This window comes from Simiduia agarivorans SA1 = DSM 21679, assembly GCF_000305785.2.
Lineage (GTDB): Bacteria > Pseudomonadota > Gammaproteobacteria > Pseudomonadales > Cellvibrionaceae > Simiduia > Simiduia agarivorans.
Map to the genome: position 1 here is coordinate 3,929,673 of NC_018868.3, position 13,639 is coordinate 3,943,311.

11 protein-coding genes are annotated in these 13,639 nt (G+C 54.0%); 6 read left to right on the top strand and 5 right to left on the bottom strand.

What is annotated here, in order from left to right:
- Positions 1-18: 18 nt before the first annotated feature.
- From ftsZ to M5M_RS17550, 6 genes are all read left to right on the top strand, one after another.
- Positions 19-1,185 (top strand): cell division protein FtsZ, encoded by a 1,167-nt coding sequence (ftsZ, locus tag M5M_RS17525; protein WP_015048848.1) that lies wholly within the window; start codon positions 19-21, stop codon positions 1,183-1,185.
- Positions 1,186-1,515: 330 nt separating this feature from the next.
- Positions 1,516-2,427, top strand: a complete 912-nt coding sequence (lpxC, locus tag M5M_RS17530; protein WP_015048849.1) for a UDP-3-O-acyl-N-acetylglucosamine deacetylase — start codon at positions 1,516-1,518, stop codon at positions 2,425-2,427.
- A 264-nt stretch (positions 2,428-2,691) separates the two neighbouring features.
- The gene (locus M5M_RS17535; protein ID WP_015048850.1) at positions 2,692-3,624 is read left to right on the top strand and encodes a M23 family metallopeptidase; all 933 of its coding nucleotides are present in this window, start codon (positions 2,692-2,694) and stop codon (positions 3,622-3,624) included.
- Between the two features lie 108 nt (positions 3,625-3,732).
- Positions 3,733-6,432 carry a preprotein translocase subunit SecA gene (gene secA, locus M5M_RS17540; protein WP_015048851.1) on the top strand — a complete coding sequence of 900 codons (2,700 nt, stop codon included), beginning with the start codon at positions 3,733-3,735 and terminating at the stop codon, positions 6,430-6,432.
- Between the two features lie 114 nt (positions 6,433-6,546).
- The gene (gene argJ / locus M5M_RS17545) at positions 6,547-7,767 is read left to right on the top strand and encodes a bifunctional glutamate N-acetyltransferase/amino-acid acetyltransferase ArgJ (protein ID WP_015048852.1); all 1,221 of its coding nucleotides are present in this window, start codon (positions 6,547-6,549) and stop codon (positions 7,765-7,767) included.
- Positions 7,767-8,720, top strand: coding sequence for a Nudix family hydrolase (locus M5M_RS17550; RefSeq protein WP_024330114.1), 954 nt, complete (start codon positions 7,767-7,769; stop codon positions 8,718-8,720). Before argJ ends, M5M_RS17550 begins: the two co-directional genes overlap by 1 nt.
- A gap of 21 nt (positions 8,721-8,741) precedes the next feature.
- Here M5M_RS17550 and yacG read toward each other — a convergent pair whose 3' ends face one another.
- The 5 genes from yacG to pilB form a co-directional block, all read right to left on the bottom strand.
- Positions 8,742-8,942 (bottom strand): DNA gyrase inhibitor YacG, encoded by a 201-nt coding sequence (gene yacG / locus M5M_RS17555; protein ID WP_015048854.1) that lies wholly within the window; start codon positions 8,940-8,942, stop codon positions 8,742-8,744.
- A gap of 47 nt (positions 8,943-8,989) precedes the next feature.
- Positions 8,990-9,583 (bottom strand): dephospho-CoA kinase, encoded by a 594-nt coding sequence (gene coaE / locus M5M_RS17560; RefSeq protein WP_015048855.1) that lies wholly within the window; start codon positions 9,581-9,583, stop codon positions 8,990-8,992.
- Positions 9,580-10,404: a prepilin peptidase gene (locus M5M_RS17565; RefSeq protein WP_338057834.1), complete on the bottom strand. Its 825-nt coding sequence runs from the start codon at positions 10,402-10,404 to the stop codon at positions 9,580-9,582. Before M5M_RS17565 ends, coaE begins: the two co-directional genes overlap by 4 nt.
- Positions 10,405-10,476: 72 nt before the next feature.
- Positions 10,477-11,712 carry a type II secretion system F family protein gene (locus tag M5M_RS17570; protein WP_015048857.1) on the bottom strand — a complete coding sequence of 412 codons (1,236 nt, stop codon included), beginning with the start codon at positions 11,710-11,712 and terminating at the stop codon, positions 10,477-10,479.
- A 6-nt stretch (positions 11,713-11,718) separates the two neighbouring features.
- Entirely contained in the window at positions 11,719-13,449 is a 1,731-nt protein-coding gene (pilB, locus tag M5M_RS17575) for a type IV-A pilus assembly ATPase PilB (protein ID WP_015048858.1), read from the bottom strand.
- Positions 13,450-13,639: the final 190 nt, after the last annotated feature.

Below are 13,639 nucleotides of genomic sequence, written 5' to 3' on the forward strand. Positions count from 1 at the left end.
CAACAAAGGGGAATGACAATGTTTGAATTAGTAGATAGCGTACCGCAAAACGCCGTAATCAAAGTGGTAGGTATTGGTGGCGGTGGCGGCAATGCCGTAAAGCACATGATTGCTGGTGACATTGAAGGCGTGGAATTCGTGTGTGCGAACACCGATGCCCAAGCCTTGAAAGATATTGACGCCAAAACCGTGCTGCAGCTCGGTAACAGCATGACCAAGGGTCTGGGCGCTGGTGCCAATCCGGAAGTGGGCCGTCAGGCTGCCATGGAAGATCGCGAGCGTATCGCAGAAATCCTGGAAGGCGCCGATATGGTATTTGTGACTGCCGGAATGGGCGGTGGTACCGGTACCGGTGGCGCCCCTGTGGTGGCTGAAGTGGCGCGCGAAATGGGCATTCTTACCGTAGCCGTGGTAACCAAGCCGTTTCCTTTCGAAGGCAAAAAGCGCATGGCCATCGCAGAAGCCGGTATTCGCGAGCTTACTGAGCGGGTTGACTCCTTGATCACGATTCCGAATGAAAAGCTGCTGTCTGTTCTGGGCACCAAATGCTCGCTTCTGGACGCTTTCAAGGCGGCGAATAACGTGTTGCAAGGTGCGGTACAGGGTATTGCCGATCTGATTATTCGCCCCGGCATGATTAACGTGGACTTTGCGGATGTGCGCACCGTCATGAGTGAAATGGGTATGGCGATGATGGGTACCGGCCGTGCGACCGGTGAAAACCGTGCGCGCGAGGCGGCGGAAGCGGCGATTCGCAGCCCGCTGCTGGAAGATGTGGACCTGCAGGGCGCACGGGGCATTCTCGTCAATATTACTGCGGGCATTGATTTGTCTCTGGGCGAATTCACCGAGGTGGGTGATACCGTGGGTGAGTTTGCATCACCCGATGCCACCGTGGTTGTCGGGACCGTGATAGACCCGGAGATGACCGATGAGCTGCGCGTCACTGTGGTGGCAACGGGCCTGGGGAAGCCGTTAGCGGTTGAAGTGCCTCAGCCCAAAGCCAAGGTCATTGTCGATAATACGGCCAAGACCAAGCCCGCGGCGTCGGCGGATGATCTGGATATTCCAACCTATCAGCGGCGTAAGCAGGCGGCTAATGGCGGTACTAATGCGGCGGTAGCGCCGGAGAAAGACATGGAATTGTTTGATATTCCAGCGTTTTTGCGCCGGCAGGCCGACTGAGGCAGACCGATGGGTTTGTCTTGACAGGGAACTTAAGTATTGGTTTCGCGGTCTATTCTTGGTAAGATTCGCCGCTTTGCGACCGTTTTCAGGTGTTTTGGTCAGCCCGGAGGGGTTGATTGGCCTGAACAGGTCATGGTTGAAGTGACTCGGCCAGCAACAAGTCTGGCCGGTGGGAGCTTTGTCACCAGGGCAGGTGTAGAGTCAGCGCGGCCTCCTTTTTAACCCCTTTTAGGGGAGGTTGGGCGAGCGATGCGACGGGATTGTATTGCGGCGAATCCCTATGGAATCAGTAGTACTTAGAGTGCTATGTAACCTCATGGTGAGTGAATGATTAAGCAGCGGACCTTAAAAAATCCAATTCGTGCCACCGGTGTGGGCCTGCACACAGGTGAGAAGGTTTACCTGACCTTGAAGCCTGCGCCAGTAGACGCGGGCATTGTGTTCCGCCGTACCGACCTCAATCCGGTTGTAGAAATTGAGGCGAAAGCGGAAAACGTGGGTGATACCACCCTGTCGACCACCCTGATCAAGGGCGACGTTCGGATTTCTACCGTTGAGCACCTGTTGAGTGCCATGGCGGGGCTGGGCATCGATAATGCCATTGTTGAAGTCTCCGCCGCCGAAGTGCCGATTATGGACGGCAGTGCCGGGCCATTCGTGTTCCTGATTCAATCGGCAGGCATAGAAGAGCAGAACGCGGCCAAGCAGTTTATCCGCATCAAACGCCCGGTTGTGGTGGAAGATGGCGACAAGATCGCGTCTTTTTTGCCGTTTAATGGCTTTAAAGTGTCATTTTCCATTGATTTTGATCATCCGGTGTTTACCGGTCGCACGCTCAAGACAGCCGTCGATTTTTCCAGCACATCGTTTGTTAAAGAAGTCAGTCGCGCGCGTACTTTCGGCTTCATGCACGAAATTGAATACCTGCGGTCTAAAGGCCTGGCCAAGGGCGGCAGCGTAGATAACGCCATTGTGGTCGACGATTACCGGGTGGTGAACGAAGATGGCCTGCGTTACGAAGATGAGTTTGTCAAACACAAGGTGTTAGACGCCATCGGCGATCTTTACCTGTTGGGCAATAGCCTGATTGGTGAATTCAAAGCGCACAAATCGGGTCATGCCCTGAACAATCGTGTGTTGCGTGAGCTGATTAAGCAGCAGGATGCCTGGGAAGTGGTGACTTTCGAAGATGAGAAAGAAGCGCCGATTTCCTACATCAAGCCGATTCTGGCGATGTAACCTCTCCTGAGCCTGTGGACGGGCATTGGAAATTGGTACCTAAGTGTGCGATATTCCCTCTGCCCATTGCCAGGCTCGGCCGTTGGTTTGAAAAAATAACCCACTTTTGTACTATTTTTTCTTACGAATGTGACGGCCATTCGAGCGCAGGGCGCGCTCAACCGCTAGTCTGTGCACCCGCTCCATCAGGCCGATTCAGGGTCCTGTTGGCCGCGGAATAACCTATACTAATAAGGCATTTACGAGCAGGTATTAACCCATCGCATGAAAGTCATACTGGTCAGCCAACGCCATGGTAGCACCCGCAGCTTTACGCTGGGTGGGTGGACGCGCGCGTTGGTGTCTGTGTGCTTATTGGGTCTGCCTGCCGGTGTTGGCGTGATGGCCGGGCTTGAGTGGGCTAAAGGCGAAGGCGCCGACCTGTTCAATGCCGAAGCCGCAGGCGCCTGGCGCGATGACCTTTCCGACCAGCGTGAAAAAATCGAGCTGACCCGCCAACAGGCCGAGCAGCAGCTTGCTGCGATTACTTTACGCGTGGCTGAGCTGCAGGCGCGATTGGTGCGCTTGGACGCACTGGGTGAACGCCTTACCTCCATTGCAAAACTCGATTCCGGTGAGTTTGATTTCAGCCAGCCGCCCGCATTGGGTGGGCCTGAGTCTGCCGCCTTGGGCGATGCCTACCAGGCGCCGGAGTTCGTAGACGTTATTGATCAGTTAACGGCTCAGATTGCCAACCGTGAGCAGCAGCTGGAAATTCTTGAAACATTACTGGCCAAGCGCAAGCTGGAAAACGATGTATTCCTTGCCGGTCGACCGGTCAGTAAAGGCTGGATGTCGTCGCGTTTTGGTCGCCGTACAGACCCTTTCACCGGGCGTGTCGCTTGGCATTCAGGGGTGGATTTCGCCGGCAAGATGGGTTCAGACATCATTTCGGTAGCCGCCGGTGTGGTGACCTGGGCCAGCCAGCGTCAGGGTTACGGCTATCTGGTTGAAATCAACCATGGCAACGGCTTTTCAACCCGCTATGCCCACAATTCCGAGCTCAAGGTCAAAGTGGGTGATATCGTCAAGAAAGGGCAGGTTATTGCTCTTATGGGTACCAGTGGGCGTTCTACCGGCCCGCATGTGCACTTTGAAGTCTACAAGCACGGCCGCGCCGTGGATCCCGCCGCCTATATCCATCGCGCGGCTCGCTGACCTCCTTCTCCTTTTTAGGGCCCTTGCAACCTGAGGCGCCTTTCTGTTTACTTGACACCTTTTTTAACCGCCAGTGGGCGGGAAACCTTTATAAATTCCGGATTTCACATGTTAGGCAAGATGCTGAAGGCCATTTTTGGCACAAAAAATGATCGCGAACTGAAACGTATGGGCAAGTTGGTCAAGCAGATCAATGCCCTCGAGCCAGAAATGGAAAAGCTGGGCGATGCCGATTTCTCTGCTAAGACCGAGGAGTTCCGCAAGCGTTTCAACGACGGCGCTACGCTCGACGAGCTGTTGCCAGAAGCCTTTGCGGTATGTCGTGAAGCCTCGCGCCGGGTGATGGGGATGCGCCATTTCGATGTGCAGTTAATCGGTGGTATTACCCTGCATGAAGGCCGGATCGCCGAAATGCGTACCGGTGAAGGTAAAACCCTGATGGCCACCTTGGCGACTTATCTGAATGCCATCTCCGGCAAAGGCGTGCACATTGTTACCGTGAACGACTATCTGGCGGCGCGCGATGCGGAGTGGATGTCACCGTTGTACAACGCGCTGGGCATGTCTGTGGGTGTGATTCGATCACAGCAGGACCCGGATGAGAAGCGCGCGGCCTACCAGTCCGATATTACCTACGGCACCAACAACGAATACGGTTTTGATTACCTGCGCGACAACATGGCGCTGCGGAAAGAAGACCGGTATCAGCGCGGGCTGAATTTTGCGATCGTGGATGAGGTGGATTCCATTCTGATCGACGAAGCGCGAACACCGTTGATTATTTCCGGTGCCGCTGAAGACAGCTCCGAGCTGTATAAACTCATCAATACCCTTATTCCTAAACTCAAAGCGCCCACGGAAACGGACCCTGGTCACTACCAGCACGATGAAAAATCCCGTGTAGTTGAATTGACGGAAGACGGGCACCAGGTGATTGAAGATCTGTTGATTGAGGCCGGTTTATTACAGGCCGAAGACAGCCTCTACTCCGCTGCAAACCTGACGCTGTTACACCACGTGCACGCGGCACTGAAAGCCCAGATCCTGTTCCAGAAAAACGTGGATTATATTGTGCAGGACGGCCAGGTCATGCTGATTGATGAGCACACCGGCCGCACGATGCCGGGGCGTCGCTTGTCCGAAGGTTTGCATCAGGCGTTGGAAGCCAAAGAAGGTGTGCACATTCAGAACGAAAGCCAGACGCTGGCTTCCATTACCTTCCAGAATTATTTCCGACTGTACAATAATCTGGCGGGCATGACCGGTACTGCCGATACCGAAGCGTTTGAATTCCGCCAGATCTATGGTCTGGATGTAGTGGTTATTCCCACCAACAAACCGATTCAGCGTCAGGATCTTAACGATCTGATCTACCTCACGGTGGAAGAAAAGTACGATGCGATCATCGAGGATGTAAAGGCCTGTATCGAAAAGCAGGCGCCGGTATTGGTAGGTACTGCCTCCATCGAAACATCGGAAATTATGTCGGCCCGATTGAAAAAAGCCGGCATCAAACACCAGGTGTTAAACGCGAAATTCCACGAACGCGAAGCAGAAATTATCGCTGAAGCGGGCCGGCCCGGTGCCGTGACAATTGCCACCAACATGGCGGGTCGCGGTACCGATATTGTGCTGGGCGGTAAGTGGGAATCCGAGATTGAGGCGTTGGAAAACCCCACTCAGGAGCAGATCGACAAGATCAAAGCAGACTGGAAAAAGCGCCATGAGCAGGTGCTTGAGGCCGGTGGTTTACACATTATTGGTACCGAGCGGCACGAATCCCGCCGTATCGATAACCAGCTGCGCGGTCGTGCCGGTCGCCAGGGTGATCCGGGCATGTCGCGCTTCTATTTATCGCTGGAAGATAATCTGATGCGTATTTTCGCGTCCGAGCGTGTGCGTAACTTCATGAAAGCCTTGGGAATGGAAAAAGGTGAGGCGATTGAGCACCGCATGGTGACCAATGCGATTGAAAAAGCACAGCGCAAAGTGGAAGGCCGCAACTTCGATATTCGTAAGCAGCTGCTGGAATACGATGATATTGCCAACGATCAACGCCAGATTGTGTACCAGCAGCGCGATGGCTTGCTGGATGCGGAAAACATCACCGATACCATCAATGCTATCCGGGCGGATGTGGTCAACGACATTGTCAGCACCTATATGCCGCCCCAGAGTATGGAAGAGCAGTGGGACGTTCCCGGTCTGGAAAAATCGCTGGAAGCAGAGTTCGGTTTGCAATTGCCGATTCAAGAGTGGTTGGACACGGACAAGAGCGTGCATGAAGCCGTGGTGCGTGAGCGGGTACTCGACGCGGCCCAGAAAGCGTACGACGAAAAATCCGAACGCATTGGCCCGGTTATGCAAGATATCGAGCGCCAGATCATGTTGCAGGTGTTGGATCAGCAGTGGAAGGAGCATTTGGCCAGCATGGATCATTTGCGCCAGAGTGTGGGCCTGCGCAGTTATGCTCAGCGCAACCCCAAGCAGGAATACAAGCGCGAAGCATTTGAGCTGTTCCAGCGCATGTTGGGCAGCATCAAGCACGAGGTCGTCAAGATCCTCGCCCGGGTCGAGCCGATTACCCGCGAGCAGATGGAAGAGATCGAGCGCCAGCGAGCTGAGGCCTTGGCCCGCCAGAAGATGCAGCTGCAACACGCGGAGGCGTCGGCGCTGGGTGCGCCTGAGCAACCCGAGCCTCAAACGGCGCAGCCGTTCGTACGCGAAGGCATGAAGGTGGGACGCAACGATCCTTGCCCGTGTGGCTCAGGTAAAAAGTTCAAACAATGTCACGGCAAGCTGGCCTGATAAATTTGCATGAAAAGCCGCCTTCGGGCGGTTTTTTCATAGTGAGATCCAAAAAATAACCTCGCCATAGGATACACTGTGCGTCTTTATGGCTAATTGACTTCAGGAGGCACCATGGCCGTTGGCGAGTTCCCCTTTCCACAGATGCACCCGGTACCGGGTTTTTCCCTCGGTGTTGCCAGTGCCGGCATCAAGCGCCCCGGGCGTCGCGATGTGGTGGTGATGGCGGCTGCCGAAGGCGCCACGGTAGCGGGTGTGTTTACCACCAATGCGTTTTGCGCTGCGCCGGTAACCGTGTGTAAAGAGCGCCTGGCGAAAGGTGCCCCGCGTTATTTTGTCACCAATACCGGTAACGCCAATGCCTGTACTGGTGCGTCCGGTCTCGCTAACGCGCGCAAAGTATGTGCCGAAGTTGCGCGCTTGCTTAACTGCGATGAAAACCTCGTGCTGCCTTTTTCTACCGGTGTCATCGGTGAGCCATTGCCGGTAGATAAAATTCTGCCGGTACTACCGGACGCCGTGGCAGCACTGGCGGAGGACCAGTGGGAAAATGCGGGCCACGGCATAATGACCACCGACACCCGCCCAAAAGGCGCGACGGCTGCCTTTACGTTTGAGGGCGAGACCATTGTGGTGTCGGGGATCAGTAAAGGTTCCGGGATGATCAAGCCCAATATGGCAACAATGCTCGGTTATGTGGCTACCAACGCCAAGGTCAGCCAGCCCGTGTTACAGGCGTTATTGCGTGAAGCGACCGATTTGTCCTTCAACCGGATCACGGTGGACGGCGATACCAGCACCAATGATTCCGGTGTATTGATTGCCACCGGCAAGACTGCATTGCCTGAGATCACCGAGGCCGCCGGTGATTACTATCAGAAACTACGTGCAGCAGTGATTGAAGTGCATGAGCAATTGGCGCGCGCCATTGTGGCCGACGGTGAGGGCGCGACCAAATTTGTCACCATTGAAGTCTCCGGCGCTGCGAAAAAAGCCGAAGCCACCCAGGTGGCCTATGCTGTGGCCCATTCGCCCTTGATTAAAACGGCATTGTTCGCCAGTGATCCGAACTGGGGACGCATTGTTGCGGCCATTGGCTACGCCGGTGTGGACGGTCTTGATGCGGACAAGGTGCGCGTGCATCTGGGCGATGCCTTGATCGTTGAAAACGGCGGGCGTGCGGACAGTTATACGGAGCAGCAAGGCCAGGCGGTGATGAATCAGGCAGAAATCACCATCCGCATCGATTTGGGCCGCGGACAGGAAGCTGACCGGGTCTGGACCACGGATTTTTCCCACGACTACGTGACCATCAACGCCGACTACCGAAGCTGATGAGCCGTCGAGTCCATGTGGCCGCCGCGGTTATTCGTCGCGGCGGGCAGATTTTTGTCGCCCGACGCCCGGCGCATTTGCACATGGGTGGCTTGTGGGAATTTCCGGGGGGCAAGGTAGAGCCTGGTGAGTCTGTGCAGGATGCACTGGCGCGCGAACTGACCGAAGAGCTGGGCATTCAGGTACATACAAGCTCTCCCCTGATTCAGGTGCCTTACGATTATCCCGATAAGTCGGTACTGCTCGACGTATGGGAGGTAAACGATTTTGGCGGTGAACCTGCCGGTCTTGAAGGGCAGGAAACCCGTTGGGTCACGCCCTCGGCGCTGGGATCGCTGGAATTTCCGGCTGCCAATAAACCGATTGTTGATGCGGCCTGCCTGCCGCCGGTGTGTGCCATCAGTCGCCCGGCAGAGAGCCTGCAGGCCTGGCTGGCGGATTTGCAGGCCGGTGTCATGCGGGGCGTGCGACTTTTCGTGTTGCGTCCTCCGCTTGGATTCAGTGCAGAACCCGAGCAGTTGCTGAAGGCGGTCGGCTCGCTCACGCATGCGCGTGAGGTTCAGTGGCAATGGCACCGTGATCTGTTTGCCAATGCCGGTGCCATGCCTGCGCTGCTGGCCGGTGCATCCAATTATGGTGTACATCTGCCATCGACCGCATTGTCCGGGCCATGCGAAGCGCTGCCCGAGGGCGTAGGGCTGATCAGTGCTTCCTGTCATTCTTTGGCAGAGATGCAGGCCGCTAAGGCGGTGCATGCCCGATTTTTGTTGCTGTCTCCGGTGGCCGAGACCAAACAGTATGCGTCCCACCAATTGCTGGGTTGGTCTGCGTTCGCAGACTGGGTGGCTGGCTGCCAATTACCCGTTTACGGTCTGGGCGGGCTTTCGCTCGGCGACGTGGCGCAGGCGCGCGCGCACGGAGGCCAGGGCATCGCATTGCAGCGGGGTTGGTAGCACGACAATCTTAAGAGCCGCTCAGTGCTTTTTCTCGAGATCTTCACTCATCAGATCATCCAGCAGCGGTTCACCGGCAATCCGGTGTGACTCGCTGGCCCAATCGCCCAGGTCAATTAATTTGCAGCGCTCGGAGCAAAACGGGCGGTGGGGGAATTTGTCGTTCCAGGTAACCTGCTGCTTACACACAGGGCAGGCGAGGGTGAGTGGCGGTTTTGACATGGGACTTGCAGTTGTCTCTGAAGGCGATTCAATCTCGGTTGACCAGTTTAACTGGCCAGAAGCTTCAGGTGTAGTGCTTCCACTTGTTGTTTCAGTTGTTCAGGCTTGCCTTCGTTATCCAGCACAAAATCCGCCAGGGCCAGCTTGTCGGCGCGTGACATCTGGCTCGCCATGATGGCTTCGACCTGTGCTTTGGTGTTGTTGTCCCGGCGGCTGGCGCGTGCTATTTGTGTGTCTGGGCTTACATCCACCAGGATGACGGCGTCTACCAATGCCTTTTGATCGGTTTCCAGTAGCAGCGGTGACTCCAATAACTGATAGGGCTGGTCGTGGGCTTGGGCCAGTGTTTCAGCGATGGTCGTGCGAATCAGCGGATGCAGTAGGGTTTCGAGAAAGTGTTTTTCGGCGGTATCGGCGAACACAATCGCCCTGAGCGCCGCCCGATCCAGTTGGCCATCGGATTGGATGAGTGCTTCGCCAAAGTGATCCGCAATGGCTTGCAAGGCAGGTGATCCCGGCTGTACCACCTGACGAGCAACCTGGTCGGCATCGGTCACGCGAATTCCCAAGGCTCTGAAGTGGGCGGCGGCGCTGGATTTGCCGCTGCCAATACCGCCTGTAAGGCCGATGACCCTGCTCACCCGTTGTTGATACCAGACAGATTCAGGTAAAGATTGGTGATCTGTTCACCCCACATCATGGCAATCCAGCCGGCGACCGCCAGATAGGGGCCAAACGGCATGGGTTGTTGGTTGTCACGCCCCTTGAGCACAATCTGGCTGATACCCCAGGCGGCGCCAACGAAAGACGACAGCAAAATGATCAATGGCAGCGCTTGCCAACCCAGCCAGGCGCCCAAGGCGGCCAGCAGCTTGAAGTCGCCGTAACCCATGCCATCTTTGCCGGTGAGTAATTTAAAGCCCCAGAACACCAGCCACAAGACGCCGTAGCCGGCAATGGCGCCCCAGAACGCACTGTCGAAATCAGTCACATAACCAAAGTAATTGACCACCAGGCCCGCCCACATAAGTGGCAGGGTCAGACTGTCGGGCAGGAGCATGGTGTCTGCGTCGATGAGGGTCAGGCAGATGAGCGTCCAGGTGAAACCAAGTAGAAAAAGAGCTTGTAAACTGGCACCGAACTGAAGGGCAATTAACAGACTTAGCAGGCCGGAAGTAATTTCAACGAGAGGATAACGTACTGAGATTGAGGCTTTACAATTGCTGCACCTACCGCGCAGTATCAACCAGCTGATAACCGGAATGTTTTGCCAGGCTTTAATGGGGGCTTTACACGATGGGCAGTGCGAGGCAGGAAAAGCGAGATTAAAAGATGCCTCGGGTTTTGAATGCTCGCTTTGCCCCATTAACTCACAACATTCGCTCCGCCAGTTAGCCTCTAAAATTTTAGGCAGCCGGTAAATTACCACATTTAAAAAGCTACCAACTGTAAGTCCCAGCACCGCCAGCGCTGGAATGTAGAATAGAGGTTCGACCAGTGATTGCAAAAAAATAATCTCGATTGGTAATCAGGCTTAAACAACGGCGCCAAGCTGGAAAATCGGTAGGTACATAGCAACCATCAAACCGCCTACGAGAATACCGAGTACCGCCATAATCATTGGCTCAAGGAGTGCGGTGAGGTTGTCTACCATGTTATCTACTGCATCCTCATAGAACTCCGCAACTTTATCAAGCATCTCGTCCAGTGCGCCTGATTCTTCACCAATTGCAGTCATCTGGATTAGCATCGGCGGGAACATATTGGCGGCGCGCAGTGAAGTATTGAGCTGAATACCAGAAGATACTTCTTCCCTCACTTTCAGAATTGCATCTCTGTACAGCGCATTGCCGGCGGCGCCAGATACAGATGTCAGAGCATCAATGAGTGGTACGCCGGCAGAAAAGGTAGTAGATAGCGTGCGTGCAAACCGCGCGACAATAGAGTTGTATAAAATTTGTCCGACAATGGGCAGTTTCAAAGACAGGCGATCTTTTTGATAGGCAACCTTTTCGGATCTTTTAACAGCCTCTTTGAGGGCGAATACTGAGCCGACTATGCCGAAGACAATCATCAGCCACCATTCCTGGGCAAATTCGGACAGTCCCAATACCAATAGTGTAAATGCAGGTAATTCTGCGCCGAACGAGGAGAAGGTTTCAGCGAATTGTGGTACAACTTTTACCAACAATATGCCAGTAACGACAACGGCTACAACTAAAACAGCAATGGGGTAGGTCATTGCTTTTTTAATTTTTGCTTTTAGCTTTTCAGTCTTTTCTTTATAGGTGGCGATACGATCGAGCATAGTTTCAAGTGCACCAGATTGTTCGCCGGATTCAACCAGGTTGCAAAACAGTTCATCGAAGTATTTGGGGTGTTTTTCAAGTGCTTTTGCAAAGCCGTTACCCGATGCTACATTTTCCCTGATATCGAGTACTAACTTACGCAAATTTGGGTTTTCAAGGCCGTCTGCTACGATTTCAAAGCTTTGCACCAGTGGCACGCCCGCTCGCATCATGGTTGCCATCTGGCGCGTAAAAATAGCAATATCCTGAGGTTGTATTGCTTTGCCTCCACCACCAAATAGAGGCTTTGGCTTCTTCCTGACGGTCGAGGCCTTGATACCCTGTTTCAACAGTTGAGCCTTGACAAGAGCGGCACTGGATCCATCAATTTCACCACTGATTTTTTTGCCCTTCCGATCCACACCTTTGTAAATAAAGATGGTGGGTTTGGCTTGGGGCTTCATTTTTGCTGCAGTTGCCATCAGTGATTAGTCCTTGGTGACGCGATTTGCTTCTTCTAGGCTGGTGAGTCCCATGGCGGCTTTTCTCAATGCCGAGACACGAAGATTGTTAAAGCCCTCTTCTTTCGCGGCCTTTGCAATCTGTAGGGAGTTACCTCCCTCCATTATAATGCTGGAGATCTTGGGTGTAATGCGAACCACTTCATAAACCCCCACGCGGCCCTTGTAGCCATTGTTGCACTGATCACAGCCCTTGGGATGGTAGAGTTCAAAATCTGATCGGGCTATGCCAATGTCATCAAAACCTTCTTGCGATAGGATTTCATCCGGAATATCGTTTGCGGGTTGCTTACAGTTGCCGCAAAGTCGTCGCGCCAGGCGTTGTGCGATAATCAGGCTGACTGTCGTGGCCACGTTAAAAGCCGGGACGCCCATATTCAACAGGCGGGTCAGTGTTTCCGGTGCAGAGTTGGTGTGCAGTGTTGACATTACCATGTGACCGGTCTGTGCCGCCTTGATCGCAATCTCGGCGGTCTCCAGGTCGCGAATCTCACCCACCATGACCACATCCGGGTCCTGACGCAAGAAAGAGCGCAGCGCTTCAGCAAACGTCAGGCCGACCTTGGTGTTCATCTGTACCTGATTGATGCCTTCCAGGTTGATTTCTACCGGGTCTTCGGCGGTGCTGATATTAATTTCCGGGGTATTGAGGATATTTAAACCGGTGTACAGCGAAACTGTTTTACCAGATCCAGTGGGACCCGTGACCAGAATCATGCCTTGAGGTTGCGCCAACGCATCCATGTACATCTTTTTCTGGGTATCTTCATAGCCCAGAGCGTCGATACCCAGCTTGGCAGAAGATGGATCGAGGATCCGCAGTACTATCTTTTCGCCAAACAGGGTCGGTAGCGTGTTTACACGGAAGTCTATTGCCCGGCTTTTGGAAATCTTCATCTTGATCCGGCCGTCCTGTGGCACGCGCCGTTCCGAGATATCCATTTGTGACATGACCTTGAGGCGGGCCGCTAAGCGGGTTGCCAGATTTACGGGCGGTCTGGCTACCTCATGCAATATCCCGTCAGTTCGGAAGCGGACGCGATAGGCCTTTTCGTAAGGTTCAAAGTGAATATCCGATGCCCCGCTTTTGATGGCATCGAGCAATACCTTGTTAATAAACTTTACAATTGGCGCTTCGTCGGCCTCCGATGGGCCTGAATCGTCCTTGTTGCCTTCCTCATCGACAGCTTCGATATCCAGATCTTCAAGGCCTTCATCATCCAGGCCTCCTAAAGAATCTCCCAGTGCCTCATCCTGTGCTGACAGGAATTTTTCAATGGCTTTATAGAGTTTATCGCCCTCTGCCAGAATGGCTTCGACTGAGCATCCCGTCTGAAACTTAATCTCATCCAGTGCGTGCAGGTTGGTTGGGTCCGCTACTGCCAGAAACAGGCGATTCCCCCTTCTGAATAGCGGCAGTGCCTGATGTTTGGTAATTAACTTGGTGTCGACCAGGTCTTTTGGTATCGCGTCAGTGTTCAGACTGTCTAAATCCAGCAGGGGCGTGCCAAATTCATCGGCGGCGGCCATTGCGATAGCCTGGCCGCTGAGGGCGCTGGTACTGACCAAATATTGAACCAACGGCTTCTTTTCTTTTTGCGCGCTGTTTATGGCGTTTTTGGCCAGCTCTTCATCAAGAAGGCCATCTTTCACTAATCGCCGCGCAAGGCCGTTAAGTTGTACGGTAGGTGGATTCATAGCGCTGATAGAAAGCGTCCTGAGGCTGGATTGAATGACAAGTGTGTTTAAGTTTATCGACTAACCATCTGTATTTACGAAGGTATTTTACCTAATTGCAAAAGTCTAGCATCCTTTTCCAAGTTGGGCAGCGTATCCTCAGGTAACCAGCATTAAATGACATATAGTGACAAAAAATGTCACAATGCAT